The 20,418-nt window shown below is 43.1% G+C and carries 16 protein-coding genes and 1 tRNA gene; 10 read left to right on the top strand and 7 right to left on the bottom strand.

From position 1 onward, the window contains the following. Window positions 1-7 precede the first annotated feature (7 nt). Window positions 8-1,117, bottom strand: a complete 1,110-nt coding sequence (gene dnaN, locus Q0307_RS16185) for a DNA polymerase III subunit beta (RefSeq protein WP_298661975.1) — start codon at window positions 1,115-1,117, stop codon at window positions 8-10. Window positions 1,118-1,313: 196 nt separating this feature from the next. Next, window positions 1,314-2,726 carry a chromosomal replication initiator protein DnaA gene (gene dnaA / locus Q0307_RS16180; protein WP_298661973.1) on the bottom strand — a complete coding sequence of 471 codons (1,413 nt, stop codon included), beginning with the start codon at window positions 2,724-2,726 and terminating at the stop codon, window positions 1,314-1,316. Between the two features lie 236 nt (window positions 2,727-2,962). Here dnaA and rpmH point away from each other — a divergent pair, with 236 nt between their 5' ends. Genes rpmH through mnmE form a run of 4 tightly spaced genes read left to right on the top strand, consistent with a single transcriptional unit; the run spans window position 2,963 to window position 6,544 of the window. After that, entirely contained in the window at window positions 2,963-3,097 is a 135-nt protein-coding gene (rpmH, locus tag Q0307_RS16175; RefSeq protein WP_298609835.1) for a 50S ribosomal protein L34, read from the top strand. Window positions 3,098-3,110: 13 nt separating this feature from the next. Continuing rightward, window positions 3,111-3,500 carry a ribonuclease P protein component gene (gene rnpA, locus Q0307_RS16170; RefSeq protein ID WP_298661971.1) on the top strand — a complete coding sequence of 130 codons (390 nt, stop codon included), beginning with the start codon at window positions 3,111-3,113 and terminating at the stop codon, window positions 3,498-3,500. A 31-nt stretch (window positions 3,501-3,531) separates the two neighbouring features. Next, complete coding sequence (gene yidC, locus Q0307_RS16165; RefSeq protein ID WP_298661969.1) at window positions 3,532-5,202, top strand: membrane protein insertase YidC; 1,671 nt, start codon at window positions 3,532-3,534, stop codon at window positions 5,200-5,202. A 7-nt stretch (window positions 5,203-5,209) separates the two neighbouring features. After that, window positions 5,210-6,544, top strand: coding sequence for a tRNA uridine-5-carboxymethylaminomethyl(34) synthesis GTPase MnmE (mnmE, locus tag Q0307_RS16160; RefSeq protein ID WP_298661966.1), 1,335 nt, complete (start codon window positions 5,210-5,212; stop codon window positions 6,542-6,544). Window positions 6,545-6,616: 72 nt separating this feature from the next. On the opposite strand, the gene Q0307_RS16155 is transcribed toward mnmE, so the two are convergent. After that, the gene (locus Q0307_RS16155; protein ID WP_298661965.1) at window positions 6,617-7,117 is read right to left on the bottom strand and encodes an invasion associated locus B family protein; all 501 of its coding nucleotides are present in this window, start codon (window positions 7,115-7,117) and stop codon (window positions 6,617-6,619) included. 465 nt (window positions 7,118-7,582) lie between these two features. Between Q0307_RS16155 and ppk2 the strand changes: the two genes are divergently transcribed. Then, entirely contained in the window at window positions 7,583-8,326 is a 744-nt protein-coding gene (ppk2, locus tag Q0307_RS16150) for a polyphosphate kinase 2 (RefSeq protein ID WP_298662080.1), read from the top strand. A gap of 130 nt (window positions 8,327-8,456) precedes the next feature. Then, entirely contained in the window at window positions 8,457-11,216 is a 2,760-nt protein-coding gene (polA, locus tag Q0307_RS16145) for a DNA polymerase I (RefSeq protein ID WP_298661963.1), read from the top strand. Window positions 11,217-11,288: 72 nt separating this feature from the next. Here polA and Q0307_RS16140 read toward each other — a convergent pair whose 3' ends face one another. Together Q0307_RS16140 and Q0307_RS16135 are read right to left on the bottom strand one after the other, a co-directional pair. Then, complete coding sequence (locus Q0307_RS16140) at window positions 11,289-12,752, bottom strand: cytochrome c peroxidase (RefSeq protein WP_298661962.1); 1,464 nt, start codon at window positions 12,750-12,752, stop codon at window positions 11,289-11,291. A 319-nt stretch (window positions 12,753-13,071) separates the two neighbouring features. After that, window positions 13,072-13,467 (bottom strand): hypothetical protein, encoded by a 396-nt coding sequence (locus Q0307_RS16135; RefSeq protein ID WP_298661960.1) that lies wholly within the window; start codon window positions 13,465-13,467, stop codon window positions 13,072-13,074. A 416-nt stretch (window positions 13,468-13,883) separates the two neighbouring features. On the opposite strand from Q0307_RS16135, the gene Q0307_RS16130 reads away from it, so the two are divergent. Continuing rightward, on the top strand, window positions 13,884-15,401 hold the full coding sequence (locus Q0307_RS16130) for a DUF4080 domain-containing protein (RefSeq protein WP_298661958.1): 1,518 nt from the start codon (window positions 13,884-13,886) through the stop codon (window positions 15,399-15,401). 32 nt (window positions 15,402-15,433) lie between these two features. On the opposite strand, the gene Q0307_RS16125 is transcribed toward Q0307_RS16130, so the two are convergent. Together Q0307_RS16125 and Q0307_RS16120 are read right to left on the bottom strand one after the other, a co-directional pair. Further along, window positions 15,434-16,444 carry a hypothetical protein gene (locus Q0307_RS16125; protein ID WP_298661955.1) on the bottom strand — a complete coding sequence of 337 codons (1,011 nt, stop codon included), beginning with the start codon at window positions 16,442-16,444 and terminating at the stop codon, window positions 15,434-15,436. A 168-nt stretch (window positions 16,445-16,612) separates the two neighbouring features. After that, complete coding sequence (locus tag Q0307_RS16120) at window positions 16,613-17,929, bottom strand: hypothetical protein (RefSeq protein ID WP_298661954.1); 1,317 nt, start codon at window positions 17,927-17,929, stop codon at window positions 16,613-16,615. A gap of 209 nt (window positions 17,930-18,138) precedes the next feature. Between Q0307_RS16120 and Q0307_RS16115 the strand changes: the two genes are divergently transcribed. The 3 genes from Q0307_RS16115 to Q0307_RS16105 all read left to right on the top strand — a co-directional run bounded on the left by Q0307_RS16115 (window position 18,139) and on the right by Q0307_RS16105 (window position 20,377). Further along, window positions 18,139-18,339 carry a hypothetical protein gene (locus Q0307_RS16115; RefSeq protein WP_298661952.1) on the top strand — a complete coding sequence of 67 codons (201 nt, stop codon included), beginning with the start codon at window positions 18,139-18,141 and terminating at the stop codon, window positions 18,337-18,339. Then, a complete protein-coding gene (locus Q0307_RS16110; RefSeq protein WP_298661951.1) occupies window positions 18,336-20,192 on the top strand; it encodes an AAA family ATPase in 1,857 nt (618 codons plus the stop codon). Before Q0307_RS16115 ends, Q0307_RS16110 begins: the two co-directional genes overlap by 4 nt. 109 nt (window positions 20,193-20,301) lie before the next feature. After that, window positions 20,302-20,377 (top strand) — tRNA-Lys (locus tag Q0307_RS16105). Window positions 20,378-20,418 lie beyond the last annotated feature (41 nt).

Here is a 20,418-nt window from a genome sequence, read left to right as displayed (position 1 = left end):
GCCTTACCTACAACCGGATAGGCATAATGACATTGCGAATCGCTTCGTCCTGAGGGTCAGTCACCAGAGCGCTACTTTCAGGTGAATTCAATTGCAAGACAATAGTATCATTATTGATATGATTAATCGCATCTAAAAGATAATTGACATTAAAGCCAATATTAAACTCCTCACCTTGGTAATAAATATCTAATTCATCTTGAGCTGTTTCTTGCTCGGGATTATTCGATTGAACCGTTAATACATTAGGTTTTAAGTTTAGACGCACGCCTCGGAACTTCTCATTAGAAAGAATCGCAACTCGTGTCAGCATATCTTTAAATGCTTTACGATCGACTTCAATACTAATCCGACCTTTAGCCGGTACAGCAGCCTGATAATCTGGGTAGCGCCCATCGACTAATTTGGTGGTGAATTGCAAGTTATCAAGCTGTGCCCTTAAATGGTTTTGGCTAATTTGCAGACTCACTAGGTTTTTAGCATCACTGCGTAATAGTCGAGTTAACTCAATAACTCCCTTCCGTGGTAAAATAAACTGCACTGAACTATCCACAATGTCTAATTCCTGTGGATAAGTATACAAAGATAGACGATGCCCATCGGTTGAGACTGTACGCAAATAAGTTGGGGATAACTCTAGCAACAGGCCATTCAAATAATAACGCACATCCTGATTCGCCATTGCAAAGGCTGTACTATCAAGCAAGACTTTTAAATTTGCTTCAGGTAGCATTAACTGATAACTCTCACCAATATCTTCAAGACTAGGAAAATCCTCAGCAGGTAAAGTCGTTAATTCAAAACGACTGCGTCCACAACTCACTAAAGCACGCTGATTATCTAGCACTTCAATCGTGATTAAGCTTTCAGCAGGTAAAGACTTGCAAATATCAGCGAGTTTGCGTGCAGGTAGAGTAATAGAGCCTTCGGTCGCATCTACTAGGAAGCTTGAAGTTGCAATCTCTAGTTCAAGATCTGTACCACGCCAATAACTGCGACTGTTAGCAATGGTCAGTAGTACGTTTTCTAAGATAGCTGAAGTATTGCGTTTCTCAATAGCACCGAGAGTTGCCTGTAGGGCTTCGAGTAAAGTTTCACGAGTCTGTATTAATTTCATTTAGATATATATCTTAACTATAATAATAAAGCTAACAAAATCTGTGTATAACTGCTCTATCTATTTGATTTCAAAGCTTATAGCTGATTGAAAACTAGGTGGATGAGCTACATAGCAAGCTGTGGATAAAATGTGGATGTTTTTGACACTCTAAGTTATCCACAGCTTTTCCCCATAACTATCCCTATACTTATCCCTAACTTGTTAGACTCCGTACTAGAATCCGATAGTCCTCTTCCATGCGAGGATCAGATTCGCGTAATTCAGCTATTTTCCGACAAGCATGTAATACCGTTGTATGGTCACGCCCACCAAATTCTGTGCCAATTTCGGGCAAACTGTGGCTAGTAAGTTCTTTCGCCAAAGCCATTGCTACTTGACGTGGACGTGCTACAGAGCGCGTGCGGCGCTTGGAGTCCATTTCAGTAGCACGTACATTATAGTGCTTAGCAACGAGCTTCTTAATATTGCTAATCGAAACCATTTTGTCTTGGCTAGCTAGTTGATCACGCAAAACATCATGCACAAAGTCCATATTAATTTCATGAATACAACGTAAGCGCATACTCGCAATCACACGTTGTAGAGCACCTTCTAAATCACGAATATTAGAACGGAAGTGCTTGGCAATAAAGAAAGCAATATCTTTGGGTAAATATAGTTCATGATCTTCAGCCTTTTTGCGCAAAATCGCTACCCGCGTTTCTAAATCAGGAGGCTCAATTTGCATAGTTAAGCCCCAGTTAAAACGTGAGCGTAGACGATCATCTAAACCATCTACATCTCGTGGGTAACGATCACTGGTCAAAATAATCTGCTTTTGCCCCTCTAATAAAGCATTAAAGGTATGGAAAAACTCTTCCATAGAGCGATCTTTATTTGCAAAGAATTGAATATCATCAATGAGTAAAGCATCAACGCTCCGATAATGCTGTTTGAACTCTTCAATACGAGAGGTGCGTAGAGCATTCACCATATCGTTTACAAAACGCTCAGCATAAACATATAAAACATGAGCTTCTGGATTTGCCTTTAAGATACAATTTCCGATCGCATGCATTAAATGCGTTTTCCCCAAACCAACTCCACCATAGAGGAATAGAGGATTATAAGAGATCCCTGGATTCTCCCCGACTTGTAAAGCAGCAGCTCGGGCTAATTGATTAGACTTACCTTCCACGAAATTTTCAAAGGTCATTTTGCTATTTAAAGCATTGACAAAACGCTCTGAAACAGGCGCAGGAGTTATTATGCTAAAATCTATAGAGTTAGCGCTATTCGCTGTTGCGGGCGGCGCTACTATAACTGGTACTACGGAGGGGGGCGTCACCACTACGGGGGTAGGTGCTGCTTTAGGCAAGGGCTTAGGCGCACTGCGCGAGCCGATTTGCAACATTACATCAAAACTATGATCCCCTGATAAATTGCGTACATGCCGAACTATATGGGGTAAAAAAACTTCATGGATATGTTGTAAGACAATGGGATTCGGCGCCAGCAGGTATAAGGCTTTCGGCTTCTCAACTGCATGTAAGCTCCTCAACCAAGTATTGATCTCTTGGCTGGGAAATTCATGTTCAAGTTGAGTTAGGCATTGTTGCCAAAGCATAAACTAGCGTCCCGTGGTGGTGAACAGGAAAATATAATTAAGATGGATTAGGTTATTATAGTGCCTGCCGGAAGTTATCCACAAGCTAAGAACTTTGTTTGTGGATAAGCTCTTCACTTGACAAAACTAGGCTTATCAAGTAATTTGCCTGACCTTTTAGCGGCTGGGCTAAGGCGTTATTTTGCATTTAACCCCAGCAAAACTGCGTTTAATTCAATTTTTGTTGGTGTATTGCAATGAAAAGAACCTTCCAGCCTAGCAATTTACGTCACGCACGTAAACAAGGTTTCCGCGCTCGTATGAGCACTGCTGATGGACGTAAAGTGCTGAGTGCACGTCGGGCAAAAGGTCGTAAAAACCTAATTCCATAATTTTAGAATTAGCGTGGCTACCTATCCGCGCACCTGTCGTCTGACTCGGCCTAGTGAGTTCCAGCGTGTTTTTGAGCGTGGTTTGCATCGGCGAGTTCAGGTTCAAGGCTTATTTGCCCGTGTGCGCGAAAGCTCTAGTAATGAGCCTCGGTTAGGGTTTGCTTTATCAAAACGCTCTTTAAAACATGCTGTTGATCGTAATCGTATTAAGCGTTTAGTACGAGACAGTTTTCGTCTGCATCGAATGCAGCTACCTAGATTAGATATTGTGATCATCACGCAGTCTGAGGTGGCACAACTTAACAACGCTGCTATACTGCAGCAGCTTGTAGTCTTATGGGAGCAGTTAGGGAGATTATACCCTAGTTTAAAAACGACTCCCCAAGCAAAAATGACCCTTTAAAGCTTTAACTCCCCAATAATTGGACCGAATCATGATGGATTCCCAACGCCCGTTCCTATACCTGACCCTAATTTTTTTAGGGTTTTTGTTATGGACTAGCTGGCAACAAGATCACGCTCCTAAGCCTTTACCTACCCCAACGACACAAACCAATCCGGAAGTTAGCTCAGTGCCTAACCAAACGGCTACGACCAGTGCCTCTCAGGCTGTACCTGCTATTCCTAATGGTAGTGGTGGTATCACGACAGGAGCTGGGCAAATTGTGCGTGTTAAAACTGATGTGCTAGATCTACAGATTAGTACTAAGGGGGGCGATATTGTCGCAGCGGATTTGTTAACTTATCCGATTAGCTTGGAAGAAAAAGATAAACCAGTACGCATCCTTGATTTAAACGGGCGTAGTTATGTCGCCCAGTCGGGTTTGCAGCATAAAACGCTTGATGATCAGGCTGCAGATGCCTTAGCACCGAATCACTTGGCTGATTTTAGCGTTGACAAGACTGAATATGTCTTAGGTGCTGATCAAGCTGAGGTGATAGTGCCTTTAGTATGGCAAGGCTCGAATGGTGTGATTGTTACCAAGCGGTATCGTTTGAAGAAAGGTAACTTCAATATTACCTTAGAAGAAGAGGTTAAGAATAACTCTAGTCAAGCTTGGATAGGTTCAGAATACCGTCAGCTCAAGCATGGTCCTAGTCATGTGAATAATAATATTCTCACCAGTGGCGTGCAGGCCTTTGTGGGTGGCGCCTATTATGCGGATGACAAATATAAAAAGCTGAACTTCAAGGATATGAAGGAGCCAATGACAGCGACTGCTACTGGTGGTTGGGTAAGTATGTTGGAGCACTATTTTATTAGTGCTTGGATTCCCCCTCAAGATCACCAGAACACTTACTACAGTATGGAGCTGCAACAAAACGGTACACCGAACTATATTTTAGGAGTAAGGAGTCCAGTTAAGGAAATTGCGCCTGGTGCTACTGATACGTTTACAAGCCAGATTTGGATCGGCCCTAAACTTCAAGATGATTTAGAAAAAATTGCTAAAGGCTTAGATTTAACGGTTGACTATGGGATTTTTGCCTTTGTTTCCAAACCTATTTTCTGGGTAATGCAAGCGATTCACTCCTTTGTGGGTAACTGGGGCTGGACTATTATTTTGTTGACTCTATTTATTAAACTTCTATTCTTCTGGCCTTCGGCAGCCAGCTATAAATCGATGGCAAAGATGAAAGCGGTTTCACCGAAGATGAAAGAGATTAATGAACGCTTTTCAGGCGATCCGCAAGCTAAACAAAAAGCCATGATGGAGCTGTATAAGAAGGAAAAGATTAATCCTTTAGGTGGTTGCTTGCCAATTCTAATTCAAATTCCAGTATTCATGGGTTTGTATTGGGTGCTATTAGAAAGCGTTGAGTTACGCCAAGCCCCGTGGATTCTGTGGTACAAAGATTTATCCATCATGGATCCCTATTTTGTGTTGCCACTGTTAATGGGGGCTAGTATGTTCCTACAACAGAAATTAAATCCACCCCAAATGGATCCAGTGCAGCAGAAGATTTTCCAATTCTTACCCCTGATCTTTACTTTCATGTTTCTTTGGTTCCCAGCAGGTTTAGTATTGTACTGGGTAGTGAACAACGTCTTATCCATTGCTCAACAATGGTTTATTAATAAAAAGATTGTAGGTCACGCTTAGGTAACTGATGAATACCGATACCATTGCTGCCATAGCAACTCCACCCGGACGAGGGGGTATCGGTATTATTCGTCTCTCTGGTTCAAATCTAAGATCCTTGGCTGAGCAATTGCTTGGCCAAGTCCCTCCTTCTCGTATTGCTAGCCACCGTTCATTCCGTGCTCAAGATGGTAGTGTTTTAGATGATGGCTTAGCTCTGTTTTTTCCTGCGCCCCATTCCTTTACCGGCGAAGAGGTTTTAGAACTGCAAGGGCATGGTGGGGTAGTGGTGCTGGATATGGTGCTGAAGCGCTGCTTAGAATTGGGTGCGCGTTTAGCCCGTCCCGGAGAGTTTTCTGAGCGTGCTTTTTTAAATAACAAATTAGATTTAGCCCAAGCCGAAGCGATTGCCGATTTAATCGATTCTAGTTCTGAGCAAGCGGCTCGTTCTGCTTTGCGTTCTTTGCAAGGTGAGTTTTCCAAGGCTGTGAATGACTTACTCACAGCCTTAATCGAATTGCGTGTTTATGTGGAAGCTGCCTTAGATTTTCCTGATGAAGAAATAGATTTTTTAGCAGACTCAGTTGTCACTCTGCGTCTTGCAATGATCAAACAGCAATTAACTGAAATTTTTCAAAAGGCGCAACAAGGTAGTTTATTACGCGACGGTATGCATCTAGTGATTGTCGGGCGGCCGAATGCAGGTAAGTCAAGCTTATTGAATGCGCTCGCTGGGCAAGAAACGGCGATTGTCACCGATATAGCAGGTACGACTCGTGATATTTTGCGTGAGCGGATTAATTTAGAGGGCATGCCTTTACATATTGTAGATACTGCAGGATTACGTGAGAGTAATGATCCGGTTGAAAAAATTGGTATCGAGCGGGCTTGGCGTGAAGTTGAGCAAGCTGATTTAATTCTAATGCTAGTCGATGATACTCAGATAGAAAGTGCCGAGCATATGTCCATCCTCACTAAACTCCCGTCCAGTATTCCGGTATTGACGGTGCATAATAAAGTGGATCTAACAGGCAAAGCGGTTGGTAAGCAAGGACAACATCTATATATTTCGGCTAAGCAAGGTTTGGGTTTAGATGTACTCAAAGCGGAGCTGAAAGCGCGAATGGGGTATCAGGGTGAGCGCGAAGATACTTTTATAGCAAGGCGACGTCATTTGCAAGCTTTGGAGATTACGCAAGCCGCTGTGGAGCGCGCTGAGCAGCAATTACTCGTTTTTAATGCAGGTGAGTTAATGGCTGAAGAGTTGCGTTTAGCACAAGATGCTTTAGGGCAAATCACTGGTAGGTTTACTTCTGATGATTTATTAGGCGAAATCTTTAGTTCATTCTGTATCGGTAAATAAACTTTTACCTATATACCCCAATGATGGTTAAAGAATTGGGGTATATGCAAGCCTGTTTCTCTACACTTTAATTTATTTAACGGCTTTTAAGCCGGGAGCTAAACCTTTTAAGGAAATTGGTAAAATTACGGGTTCTTTATTAGGACCTGGGCGATAAGCCAGTAAAGCACGCTGACCCTTAGCAATCTGTTGCATCATAGCATTATCTAAAGTAAAGCCAGCGCGACAACCTTGTTGATCGCACTTGCCTTGGAAAGCGACAGCTTGGTTTTTGTCAACCTTTAATTGTACGCCTTGTTTCATATCCACCCCTTTGGGCAATTCAAAAATTGCTGTCGGGAAAGGTTTACCTTTGCCATAACCTAACACGGTAATCATTAAAGGTTGTTTGCTACCTTTTTCAGATAGCACTTGCTGGACATAACAGACTTGGGATTTATCAGGAATGGTTTCACATTTAACACCCCAATCCCCGAAGCGTTGCCCAGTTTTTGCATTGGCGGCATTAGCATTAGTTGCTACTAGTAAAGTCACCACAGCTAGCGCAACAAATGATCCGAATTTTAAACTCATCGTTTAGTCTCCACTATAATAATAAGTGCGTAAGGATTTCATTATAGCACTCGAAGTCCTTTGACATTCATCAACGCAACTCAATTGACAAATAACATACGCTTGTCTTATGACAGATTAAGGCAAGCTGGAGTTCATATGGATACGAAAGAAGAACATTCAATAAACGAAACAGAAACAGGAGTTGAGGCTCTCAATGCAGTGGAAGCAGTAACTGCTGCACAAAATGCGCAGATTATCGCGGCGACTGAAATTTTAGATGAGGCTAAGCGAGCGAGTCCTGCGGATGCAGAAGAGATGCTCAAGCGTTTACAAGTGATGCTGGAAGGGGCTTCACCGGATGATAAAGAAGCTTTAGAGGCGGCGCTGGTTCGTTGGCAAACGCATGCTCCAAAAGCGGTGGTGAATAAGGATGATGAGTTAGTCGATAACTGGCGTTCTGCGGTTTATCCCTATAAAAACCGTATGTCACGGAAGAATTATGAAAAAGAAAAATTCCGTTTGCAGGTTGAATTATTAAAGCTGCAAATGTGGGTGAGAGAGACGGGTCAACGCATCGTCATCCTGTTTGAAGGACGTGATGCGGCGGGTAAAGGGGGGACGATCAAGCGTTTTATGGAACATATCAACCCACGGGGTGCACGTGTCGTTGCTTTGGAAAAGCCGACTGAAGCAGAACGTGGTCAATGGTATTTTCAACGTTATATCCAGCATTTGCCAACAGCGGGTGAAATTGTGTTGTTTGACCGCTCTTGGTACAACCGTGCTGGGGTTGAACGAGTGATGGGTTTTTGTTCTGATCGAGAATACGATGATTTTTTACGTCAAGTCCCAGAGTTTGAACGCCATTTAGCGAGTAGTGGGATTCATTTAATTAAGTTCTGGTTCTCGGTGAGTCGTGCGGAGCAACGCCGACGTTTTGAAGAGCGCAAGCTACACCCATTAAAACAATGGAAACTCAGTCCAATCGACTTAGCTTCTTTGGATAAATGGGACTCTTATACCACTGCTAAAGAAGCCATGTTCTTCCACACTGATACTGCAGAAGCACCGTGGACAGTCGTGAAGTCGGACTGCAAAAAACGCGCCCGTTTAAATGCTATGCGTTATGTTCTGCATAAAGTTCACTACAATGGTAAGGATCTGCGTAATATTCAATCTATTGATCCTTTGATTGTCGGTCGCGCCAATATTATGGCTGACTTATAAGCAGGACTTCTAATTATACTTCGCAAAGCCCCTTATTAGGGGCTTTGTTTTTAGTGCTGCTTAATTCTCCTCGCTCCCATTCTGAAAGCACGCTAACCTTAAGGCTCTTAAGTTTTCACGAGCCTAAACCATGAGTTCCCCTAGCAAGCCCCTCATTCTAGTCGATGGGTCATCCTATCTATTTCGCGCTTTTCACGCTTTACCATCTTTAACTAACTCCAAAGGTGAAGCAACCGGTGCTATGCATGGGGTCTTAAATATGCTGGATAAGCTTCGCAAAGATTATGAACCTGAGCATATGGCAGTGGTCTTCGATGCTTCGGGTAAAACCTTTCGTGATGAACTCTACCCTGCTTATAAAGCCAACCGCCCACCGATGCCAGAGGACTTACGTCAGCAAATTCAACCACTCTTAGACATGGTGAAGGCCTTAGGTTATCCCCTAATCATTGTTGAAGGGGTTGAGGCCGATGATGTGATTGGCACGCTGGCTAAGGCGTATGAGGGGCGTGTGGTGATCTCCACCAGCGATAAAGATATGGCACAACTGGTGGATGAGCGTGTACATCTCATCAATACCATGAGCAACACCTATCTTGATCCAGCAGGCGTGGTGGCAAAATTTGGTGTACTTCCTGAGCGTATTCGTGATTATTTAGCGCTGATGGGGGACGCTGTGGACAATGTGCCGGGTGTGGATAAAGTTGGGCCAAAAACGGCGGTTAAATGGTTACAAGAATATGACTCGCTCGCACAGATTATCCAGCATGCTGAAGTCTTTAAAGGCAAGGTGGGCGAGAATCTACGGTCGGCTTTGGTACATTTGCCTTTGTCCTATGAGTTGGTCACAATTAAATGCAACGTGCCCTTAAAAATCAATCCAGAAGACTTAGCGTTTAGTTCGCCTGATATAGAAACTTTACGCGAGTTCTATACCCGTTACGAATTCCGCTCGCGCTTGAATGCTTTAGATAAATTAGAGTTACCGAAGTCTAAGTTGACTAACACTAGTGCGGTCAATCCAAGTTCAGTGCCCTCTTCTTTACCCTTAAATTTACCCTCTGTTCAGAATCCTAGCACTACGCAGTATCAGACCATTCTCACCCAAGCTGAGCTAGAGCAATGGCTGACTCGTCTGCAAGCGTCCGGTGAGTTTGCCTTTGATACCGAAACCACAAGTTTGAGTTATATGGATGCACAGATTGTGGGTGTATCCTTTGCTCTGCAAGCGGGTGAGGCGGCTTATTTACCCTTAGCGCATGATTATTTAGGTGCACCGGTACAGTTAAATCGCGAAGCCACCTTAGCTCAACTCAAACCTTTATTAGAAAACCCAAGCGTGGGTAAGATTGGGCAAAATCTTAAATATGATCGTAATGTGTTACTCAATCATGGCATTACTTTAAATGGGATTAAGCAGGACACGATGTTGGAATCCTATGTGCTGGATTCAACCGCGAGCCGCCATGATTTTGATACCCTCTGTGAACAGCATTTACAGCATACGACGATTCACTTCGAGGATATTGCAGGTAAAGGCAAAAGTCAGCTCACTTTTAATCAAGTTGCTCTGGAGCAAGCGACTCCGTATGCCGCAGAAGATGCAGATTATACCTTGCGCTTACATCAGTATTTTTGGCCACAACTACAAGCCTTAGATGGGCAACGCGAGTTGTATGAACAAGTCGAAATTCCTCTAGTTCCCATCTTGTCTACGATGGAACGCAATGGGGTGAAAGTCGATGCTCTGATGCTGAATAAGCAAAGCCTTGAGCTTGAGCAACGTATGCAAGCATTGGTGGAGGAGTCTTATAAAGTTGCTGGACGAGAGTTCAATCTAGCTTCGCCCAAACAAATTCAAGAAATTTTCTTTGAAAAGCTGGGTTTACCGATTTTGCGTAAAACACCGAAAGGGCAACCCTCAACTGCTGAAGATGTATTAGAGGAATTGGCGGATTTAGGTCATCAATTACCCGCGTTAATTTTGGAGCATCGCGGTTTAAGTAAACTCAAATCAACTTATACAGATCGTTTACCTGAACAGATTAATGCCCGCACAGGACGGGTACATACCTCCTATCATCAAGCGGTTGCCGCAACAGGGCGGCTTTCATCCACTGAGCCGAACTTACAAAATATTCCGATTCGTACTGCCGCCGGACGGCGGATTCGCCAAGCCTTTATCGCAGAGTCCGGTTGTAAATTGCTAGCAGCGGATTATTCACAAATTGAATTACGCATTATGGCGCATTTATCGGGTGATCAGAGTTTACTGGATGCCTTTGCGCACGGTTTGGATGTGCATCGTGCGACAGCGGCTGAAGTGTTTGGCATGAGTTTAGAAACGGTCACTACTGAACAGCGCCGTGCAGCCAAAGCCATCAATTTTGGTCTGATTTATGGGATGTCGGCGTTTGGTTTGGCACGGCAATTAAATGTGGATCGGCGTGAAGCTCAAGCCTATGTCGATTTATATTTTGCCCGCTATCCGGGTGTAAAAGCCTATATGGAAACTACCCGTGAGCAAGCACGTGCTCAAGGCTATGTCGAAACCTTATTTGGACGGCACTTGTTCTTACCGGATATTAAATCGCGTAATGCTGCAACTCGCCAATATGCTGAGCGCACTGCCATCAATGCACCTATGCAGGGTAGTGCTGCTGATATTATTAAAAAAGCGATGATTGCCGTGGATCATTGGTTAAGCGCTAGCCAAGTGCAGACCAAAATGATCCTGCAGGTGCATGATGAGTTAGTGTTTGAAGTCCCTGAGGGGGAGTTAAGTTTGGTGCAACCAAAAATCGCTGAGCTTATGACCCATGCAGTGAGTTTATCGGTGCCTTTATTAGTAGAAATGGGTGTAGGTGCTAATTGGGATGAAGCTCACTAAGAAAAAAGGCATCTAAATTTAGATGCCTGTAATCTAAGCGATTTGAAAATTCTTGATTAGTATAGCTTTTACCTAAAATTTAAATTGTGCTTCAAGCTGTAAGCCATTAGGGTCTTCATTCGAGGGCGGCATCCAAGGTGCTAAGCAGGCTGCACTTTTAATGCAGGGATCTGTTAAAGAGCGTAAAAAGTTTGCTAAATCCTCGATAGCAGTTTTGCTTAAACGTGCAGGCCGTAGCGGGGTTATGCCTTTTTGTTGATCTTCACGTAATTTATTCAGGGCTTCAAAGGTATTCTTCTGTGCATTTTCGGTTTGAATGCCCGGATTTTCATTTTTTACTCGGTTAAGCTGATAATTAGCGACTGCCCAAGAGGGGTCTAAATGGTGTTGGATCACCGCTTCTAGAGTATAGTAGGCACCTGCATGTGAATAAGGTTTAGTCCCTTCCACATTTAGTAAGGAAGGTGTACGGAATGTGAAGCGATCAGTATATAGTTGCGTTTCATTACCACGTCCGTAGTCGTGAGTATTATCTGCTCCACCACGCCCACCTTTGCCCAACTGTGGCATAGCTAAATTATAGAACTTCTCGTCGGTAAGTTTGTCTCCTTTATGACAAGCAACACAGTTACCACCGCCTTGTTGATAGGGCTTGTAAAATAGCACTGCTCCTCGTTTAGCACTTTCACTTAAGGCTTGGTTATTCCCTTGGATATAAGTTTGCCAAGGATTGTGGGTGAAGGTTTGTGAGCGCTCATATTCACCAATAGCATCGAAAATATTTTGGGTCGTTATCACCTGCTCGGGTGAGCTAGTTGGCGTACCGTACACTTTTCTAAATAGACTTAGCCAATATTCAGGTTGAGGTAATTCACCAATACCTTCACCAAAACCACCTAAGCGGCCCGCTAAATGTGTCCATACATAAGGATTTTCCCTATTAGCTGCTAAATCACCACGCATTTCATCATGGGAGGTGACTGGAAATTTGGCTTGAGCAGCGACTAAATTAGTACCTGCTTGTAGATCAGCTATACCTAAAGGCGTACTTGGAGTTCGGATACCTCCTATGCTCCCATTCATACCCGTTTGTTTCGTTAGACTTTCAATGCGTCCATCCCAGAAAACAGAGACGTCCCATAAAGACATATTAAAGGTGGTAGGTGCATTGCGTGGAACATTTGGATGCCCTAATACCTGTAAACGTCCAGGGCCTAATAAATCAGGATTGACTGCCCCCACGCCAATTGAGAGAGCCAAATCGTCACCACCACCCAATAAAGGATGATGACAAGTGACACAGGCCGTATCTTTATTGCCACCCAATGCTTTATTAAAGAATAAACGCATGCCTAACTGGGCTTTCGGGCTACTAATAGTAGGGATAGTACGCCCTTTGCTAGGGTCTCCGCTTAGGCCATTCTGCTTAATTAGAGAACGCAGTTCAGTATCTAAGCTATAAGCTGCATGAATAGAGTTCGTACAAGTTGCTAAGGCAATTGCTAAACCCACTGATAAAGCATATTTATTGTTCATTTTGGACTTCTTTAGATCATTACTGATCAATTAGTTATTTGAATTTATATTCAAATAATATTTATTTGATAAGTTGAAATAATCAGTAAAGATAGTTAATGGTGGGTTTAGGGTGATAAGTGGTGTTATGTTTCTCTAACTCTTGAAGCTTACTAATTGACTAATAAGCAGTGCACCACTGGTCTTGGAATGAATAGATTTGGTCTAAGTTAATTAGTTTTCTTAATAGTCAGTCGTTGTAAGCGAACAAACTTTAGTGTGAGTCGATAAGAAAAAGCCCGCATAAAGCGGGCTTGTGTCCATCCTTGGAACTAACGAATTACCACTTAATCGTCACATTTTTGCGCCCAAAGCGCCGTGCCTTGCGGTGATCCTTCCCCATGTAAATATCAATCTTTTTTTCCCACCGCTCATGCATTTTATCGAGCACTAGGAATTCACCATCAAACCCACTGATCCGTACCTTAGCTTTGCGTTTTAATCCATATTTATAAAGCAGGTCACGAGATACAGCGATGGCTTTCATACCTGGGCGTAAACGATCACCCCAAGCAGCGAGGTCTGGACTTGCGTCCGTTTGACTCGGTAGAGAGTTATAAGCAGTTGCAGTTACGCGAAGACTGATTGTCTTCTCCTTCTTTCCGGCTGCTAGCACTGGACTTGAGCAAACAAGCGCCATTACTAGTAAGGCTAGAAAATGGTTAAACAAAGTCATATAACAATAACCTAACAGTTTGTTTATAAAAGAAATTCATAACTAACCTTGAGGATTAACTATGAATCGGGGCGAACTGTAACACGTGCTTCCCTAAGGATGAATAGGCTTAGCCGCCATTTTTTGGATGGTAGTCTAGGTGATAAATAGATGATTTTTATGTTTATTTATTTTTTTTATATATTAATAAAAAAACTCTGAAGCCAGTTAAAATAAGGCTTGCAACCTCTCTTGACAAAATAATGAAACTATGATTAATCAAAAAATAAGTCATCTAAAAAATAGATTGATCGAACTAAATGTTCCTATAAATGTCGCATTAAAACTACATCTAATCTCTTTACAACAGGCTGAAAATCAGATTCATTGCACATTTTGTGCTAGACTGCGCTTCGCTTCTTTCATTATTAACCTATATGCCCGAAATTTTGCTTTCTACGCTTAATGCACGCTATACCCATGCATCCCTAGGGCTAAGATATTTATTTGCGAATTTGGGCGTTTTGCAAGTTCAGAGTGAGTTAGTAGAATTTACGATCTCAATGCGCCCTTTGGACATAGTTGAGCAAATTCTGGCCAAAAAGCCTAAAATTGTCGGTTTCGGCGTGTATATTTGGAATGTCACGGAAACTACCGCAGTTGTAAGCCTGCTAAAAATGCTGCAGCCTCAATTAATTATTATAATAGGTGGTCCAGAAGTGAGCTATGAAGCTGAAGGGCAAACTATCAGCCAACAAGCGGATTATGTGGTCAGCGGTACTGCTGAGCAAAGTTTGCGCGAGTTATGTATTCAGCTTTTAACTGGGCAAACTCCAAAAGAAAAATTTATTCAAAGCCCACTGCTAGCCTTAGCCCAATTAAATTTACCTTATGAGCACTACACCGATACGGATATCAAACAACGTTTCGTGTATGTAGAAGCTTCGCGGGGTTGTCCTTTTAAATGTGAATTTTGTTTGTCAGCTTTGGATAAAACCGCTTATCCTTTTGAATTAAATAAATTTTTAACTGAAATGGAGCAATTGTGGCAGCGTGGTTTGCGTCATTTTAAATTTGTTGATCGTACTTTTAATTTAAAAATAGCTACTACCCAACTCATTTTAGAGTTTTTTCTTGAGCGGCTGGATGCTGATACTTTCCTCCACTTTGAACTAGTGCCTGATCATTTGCCAGATGTTTTAAAAGAGTGTATTCAGCGTTTTCCTGCAGGTAGTTTACAGTTTGAGATTGGCATCCAAACTTTCAATCCTGAAGTACAAGCTTTAATTAGTCGTAAACAAGATAATGACAAATCGATTGAAAACCTGCGTTGGCTGCGTCAGCATAGTGCTGCACATTTACACACGGATTTAATTTTTGGGCTGCCGGGTGAGGATCTAGTGAGTTTCGCGCAAGGCTTTGATCAGTTAGTCGCACTACATCCGCACGAGATTCAAGTAGGTATTCTCAAGCGTCTGAGAGGTGCGCCTATTATTCGCCATACCGAAGCCTTCGGCTTAATTTTTAATCCCTACCCACCTTATAACATTTTAGCGACTGATCGTATTGATCCGTTCACGATGCAGCAAATGAATCGGTTTGCGCGCTATTGGGATCTCATTGGGAATTCAGGGCGGTTTGAGCATAGTTTGGATTTGCTGCTAGGTGAAACCCCGTTTGCACGCTTTTGGGTGGTGAGTGAGCAGTTACAGCAACGCTCTGGACAAACTCATCAAATTGCTTTGCCGCGCTTATTTAAGTTAGTGCATGATATTGCATTAAGTGACTTGGAGCTAAGCGAAACTTTTACTGAGCAATTATTAGCGGACTATGCGCGTAGTGGGCAAAAAGGTGAGATTCCCTTTGTGCCCGGTTTGCGCCAACGAGCCGTACAACAAGCAGGTACAGATACACGCAAACAACGCCAAGTTCGGCATACCTTGGATCATAGCTAACAGCCTACTACTGCTAGCTATGTATTGAAGCCTTACACAATTGGATTACGATAAGTATCGACTCGATTTTGCCAGCCACGCAACCAACGGGCTTCATTACGCGATGGGTCGGAGTTTTGTACGCGGCGTTGTAAGACGCGCATCGCAGCATCAGCAAACTCATGTAGTGCCTGTTGGCCTTGTGCAGTGGGACGCATTTCTTCCAATACTTGGCGTAAACCCCAGTTTTGGCCACGATAACCACCGTTTCCTAAGCCCTCACCCTTGAAATTCACATAATCAATCAGTGCATACCAACCACCCGGTGTATTTGCAACGGCATTCAAATTGTGCGCCACTATGGATTGTTGATGAGAGGCTTTCACCAACTTAGGCATCGCTGTACGGGTACGATCTACAATATATTGTGCTTGTAGTTCACGGGTGTTGTAGAGCAGATTTTGTAGTTGCTGAACTTGGGGTGAGTTTTTCTGTGCCATCAGTTCTTCACGAGTTGACCAAGGTGCGCCTTGTACACGTGCCTGTTGCAACCAACCCGGTAATTGCACCCCATTTTGTGCCATATAGTCCAGTAAACCGGGGAAGGTATTGCCAAAGCTTTGGCGGCGACCGGCTGGATACCAAGTAAAGTGACCAATTCCCATAGAAGCAAAGTCTTCGCCATCATTCCAATGCACGAGATTATTCAGATTTCCACCGCCTTCGTTATTGAAAATCTGATCACCGATGGCGCGCAATTCCACTCTAGATAAACGTGGCATTTGGTTATTGCTAACCATGTGTGGTGGAATCGAAGGAATACCATAACTGTTTGGGGGATTATGGTAATTCATATTAGGTTTTGGGTAAGCATGTGGAATAGGACGCTGATAGCCTAATTGCTGAGATTTAGGAACACGTACAGCTTGTTGCGCATACGGTGGACGTACCACAGGCGTACTTACTAATGCATCCGCTTCAGGAATCGCTTGGGGATTTTGACTACAAGCAGACAGCCCCATACCTGCAATTGCAGCCAGTGCAAATAGATTTTGTTTTTTCATTAGTCGTTGCCGTTCGTTGTTTTTATTATTAGGATTTGCCATCCAAATATAAAATCATTCACAAAGCTGCTTAAATTTACCCGACGAGCTGCCCGCCGCTCCATACGCATCCTCGCAGTCTTTGCCTGAACGGTGACTGATTAATTAAAATGATTTATAAAACTTGCCCTAAACTAGCTGATTTGCTTCAGATGTTTTATGCGATTTCTGGGAAACTAAGGTTTTTTTGAGTCGCTGCCAAAAACTGACTTTGGTTTTTAGGCTGTCTGATTTGATACCACCCGATTTAATGACGGTCTGATCAGTTCTTAGTGTTGGAGTTTGTTTTGGTTGATGGTGAGGTGCAGTAGTTGGTTTGTCTGAACTAGTTTGTTTAGCTGCGCTGCTAGCAGTTTGCCTAGCTTGCGTAGTTTCTACTAGTTTTTGCAGTAGAAAATCATTCGTGTTGGGTAGATCCGCAAGACTATTGAATAGCGTATGATTCTGCACCAAGCAGCGTACACTTAAACCCGCTTGATAAGCATAGGCAACTAGCTCACGATTGCGCTCCATCGCGGTATTAAGTAGCTTACCTTGTTTAAGTGTTTGCGTCGCATCTAAGCTGATATTTAAGTGTCTTAAGCCAGCCGTACGGGCTGCAACAAAAGTATTCAAATCAAGGCCTAAGTCATTTTTACCATCTAAAAAAATCGTGGCTAACCAACGGCAACCCGGTACAACTGCTTGAATATTATCGATTAAGCCATACCACATTGCTAAGTTGGCATTAAGACTGGGATCCAAAAAGATAAACTCTTTGCATGGGTAACGTTTTGCCTGAATATATAATTCGCTTAAGACTGCTTGTACCGGACGGCTACTGTAAATATTTTGTTTATTTTCTAATCGAGTGGTACGACTTGTAAGGATAGGAATTAAAGCGGAACGATGCAGTTGCCAAGCAAAATCCGATAGATCAGGTAGGGGCAGTAATTCTAATTCTTGTAAAGGTGGTGCACTGAGCGTTTCCATCTCTAGCCCTCGTTGACAAACTCCCGGCCATACGGATAAATCTTGTTTACCTAGGACGGTGGCTACTAACTCAGCAATGACCCAATCGGCTTCACCCACAAAAACGGCGGTGACCCCTTTTAAACTTAACCATAAAGGCAAATCTTCAGTACTACATGTTGTTAAACAACCTCCCCCTAAAATCAACGGTAGTCCTAAATCAGCCACACAATGGGCTAGTTTTTGAATAGCTACATAATGATTTAAATAACTGGGAATCAAAATTAGGGCAGGCTGAGTACTCTCTAAATATTTTGGGATATTGGTCAAATTCAAGTTAGTTTGACTAGGGTTTTGCTTCTTTTCTTCAGCTACAAAGGTTTCGACGACCACTTGCAAACCCGCAGCACGTAAGGGTGTGACTAAATAAGCAATGGATAAGTCTGGGTAAGTGAGCTTGGGATTAAGATCAAGAATTAAGATTCTAGCCATCATGACACGTCCTTTTGTCCATGGAAGCGCTGGTATCTTAGTGATTTAGGCAAAGCTGTCCTGTTTTAAACGTTTCTCACTGCTGAAGCGACTTATCTAAGCGATGAGCTGTCATTTAAGGTACTGACACAGTAAGTAACAGGGAGGAGTCCACCTTTTTTTGTGGTTTTACATTATAGTTAAACAAACCTATCTTAGAACGGAGGTAAAGAGTGTCATCTGAACCCGTACAGGCCGAATGGCTTAATACTACACAGCTAAAAAGTACGGCTGCTCGCCGCTTTGCTGAGTTTTGTCAGCAAAATCTTACGATGGCAGCTAATCAAGAAAATTTTGATGCCCATCTTTATCGAGCAGCAGCGAAATTAGTGATTGAGCGTTTAGAGCAGGCTGCTATAGGAGATCAGGGATGATTATTACGGAACTGCTTGCGGAGAACTTCCGTAAATACAAACGACTGCATTTAAAAGAGTTACCCCAACTGGGTTTGATTCTAATTACGGGTGGGAATGAGTCTGGGAAAAGTAGTCTTGGTGAAGCTTTAAGTTTCGGCTTATTTGGACGGACTGATAATTTAACAACTGATCGTACTAATAAATTAATTCATTGGGGCGCTGAGCAAGCTAGCGTCACAGTGAGCTTTGTCCATGCCAGCGAAACTTATCATTTAAAGCGCAGTGTCAATAAAACTGGAAATCAGCAGGCTTCTTTATTAGATGCTCAAGAACAAGTGCTTGCTTCTACCTCTGCGGCAGTAGAGCAATTCTTAACGCGCTTAGTCGGATTTAACTACTCAACGTTTAGTCGTACTTTTTATTGGAGCAAGCAGCTAGGGACTGAGCGCGAACCTGATATTACCAATTTACAAAAAATGGCGGGTATTAAAGCCTATGCGCAGCTTGACGAGGAGCTACAGCAAGAGTTGCAGAGTGCTCAAGAGGCTTTGGATAAGCTCGAAGCTGACCATAAAACCACCCAAGCGGCTCAAGCAGCGATTAGCGTAGATGCCCAACGTTTACCAGATTTATTAGAAGTTCGGGAAACTTTAGAGGATCAGCAAAAGCAAGGCCAAGCCTTAGTCAGTGCAATCCCAACGGGCAGCGAGTTGTATTTAGAAGGGCACGGTTCTTATCAACGCTATCAACGTAAAAGTCGCTGGCTAGGACATTGGAGCCTGTTGGGGATTATTGGCCTGCTGCTGGTATTAGCAGCTTGGGCTGTTTTGACTTTATTTCCCCAATGGCTAGATGGGGTTAGTCGGCCTGATTTTACTCGCGAGGCTTTTTTTGCGCGCTTACTGCTATGGATTGGAGTGGGTATAGCAATTGTTACTAGCTTTGTCCTCTTCAGAGGTTGGTATGTGGAGCGTTATCGTTTGCAACCGCTGCTTGAGCAGGCTAATCAGTTTAGCCATACTTTACAAACTGGCTGGGAACAAGCTAATACTGCAATCGACACCATGCTAGGTACTAGGTCTACAAGCTATCTGCAGGAGCAGCATCTTTTTTCACAAGCACCTAAAGTGGGTAAATTATCTAACGATTTATCCTTATCCGCCGATCTGCCTAAACAAGTTCGAGAGTATGCGGTCTTACCAGATCAAGTGCGTTACACCAGCAATGCGATTAGTGAGGACTTAAAACAGCGTGGACGCTTTTTCGGGCAGTGTATGGCTAGCCTTGATGAGGATGTGAGTAAAGAGCGTAGTTTGGTTGATCAATTAATGTCGTTGAATCGTGAAGATACGGAGCAAACGGCACAAATGACAGCTTATCAACAAGAGCTTAAAGTGAAGACTAAAGCTTCGGAGTTGCTTCGTCAGTCTTCGCAGTTCTCGATTGTCCGCTTTAATCAAATCGTGCAGCAACGTTGCCAAGGTTTGCTATCGGATTTCACTCATAGTCACTATAACAGTTTAGAAATCAATAATGATTTTGCGCTACGGGTGTTGTCAGATGAGAAAGGTGATTATCTCGATTTCGATGAAATTTCTTCGGGGACTCAACGGCAAATCAGCCTAGCGATGCGGATGGCTTTAGGGAATTCGCTCGTCGAAAGTAATGACATGGAGAGCCAGTTTATTTTCTTGGATGAACCATTTGCGTTCTTTGATGTTGAGCGTACTTCAGCAGCTTTACAGAGCTTACAAGAGGCTACCCTAGGGCATTTGAAGCAAGCTTGGGTGACCATGCAGGAAATGCCTAAAGATGTACAAGTGGCAAAAACTATTCATTGCCTGCAGAACGAGTCGGTGTTAGATGTTTAGGTTCTAGACGGATAAATTAAGCATTTGGAGGAAAATTTAAGTTAATTAGGCGTTCAGGTAAAAAAATGCTTGAAACCTATCTCTGATTGTGTAGAATGCACGCCTCGACGGGTCGTTAGCTCAGCCGGTAGAGCATCTGACTTTTAATCAGGTGGTCATGCGTTCGAATCGCATACGACCCACCACCTTTAAAGCCTTGTAAATTAATAGTTTACAGGGCCTTTTG

It is taken from the genome of uncultured Thiothrix sp. (genome assembly GCF_937873765.1).
GTDB lineage: Bacteria > Pseudomonadota > Gammaproteobacteria > Thiotrichales > Thiotrichaceae > Thiolinea.
This window is presented reverse-complemented; position numbering and strand designations above follow the sequence as displayed.

What these genes read in the sequence shown, in the direction of transcription:
- Q0307_RS16135 (WP_298661960.1), bottom strand. Translation starts at nt 13,467, where the DNA reads ATGACTTTGTTTAACCATTTTCTAGCCTTACTAGTAATGGCGCTTGTT.
- ppk2 (WP_298662080.1), top strand. Translation starts at nt 7,583, where the DNA reads ATGTCACGGAAGAATTATGAAAAAGAAAAATTCCGTTTGCAGGTTGAA.
- dnaN (WP_298661975.1), bottom strand. Translation starts at nt 1,117, where the DNA reads ATGAAATTAATACAGACTCGTGAAACTTTACTCGAAGCCCTACAGGCA.
- Q0307_RS16125 (WP_298661955.1), bottom strand. Translation starts at nt 16,444, where the DNA reads ATGAAAAAACAAAATCTATTTGCACTGGCTGCAATTGCAGGTATGGGG.
- Q0307_RS16155 (WP_298661965.1), bottom strand. Translation starts at nt 7,117, where the DNA reads ATGAGTTTAAAATTCGGATCATTTGTTGCGCTAGCTGTGGTGACTTTA.
- yidC (WP_298661969.1), top strand. Translation starts at nt 3,532, where the DNA reads ATGATGGATTCCCAACGCCCGTTCCTATACCTGACCCTAATTTTTTTA.
- mnmE (WP_298661966.1), top strand. Translation starts at nt 5,210, where the DNA reads ATGAATACCGATACCATTGCTGCCATAGCAACTCCACCCGGACGAGGG.
- Q0307_RS16120 (WP_298661954.1), bottom strand. Translation starts at nt 17,929, where the DNA reads ATGATGGCTAGAATCTTAATTCTTGATCTTAATCCCAAGCTCACTTAC.
- dnaA (WP_298661973.1), bottom strand. Translation starts at nt 2,726, where the DNA reads ATGCTTTGGCAACAATGCCTAACTCAACTTGAACATGAATTTCCCAGC.
- Q0307_RS16140 (WP_298661962.1), bottom strand. Translation starts at nt 12,752, where the DNA reads ATGAACAATAAATATGCTTTATCAGTGGGTTTAGCAATTGCCTTAGCA.
- polA (WP_298661963.1), top strand. Translation starts at nt 8,457, where the DNA reads ATGAGTTCCCCTAGCAAGCCCCTCATTCTAGTCGATGGGTCATCCTAT.
- rpmH (WP_298609835.1), top strand. Translation starts at nt 2,963, where the DNA reads ATGAAAAGAACCTTCCAGCCTAGCAATTTACGTCACGCACGTAAACAA.
- Q0307_RS16110 (WP_298661951.1), top strand. Translation starts at nt 18,336, where the DNA reads ATGATTATTACGGAACTGCTTGCGGAGAACTTCCGTAAATACAAACGA.
- Q0307_RS16130 (WP_298661958.1), top strand. Translation starts at nt 13,884, where the DNA reads ATGCCCGAAATTTTGCTTTCTACGCTTAATGCACGCTATACCCATGCA.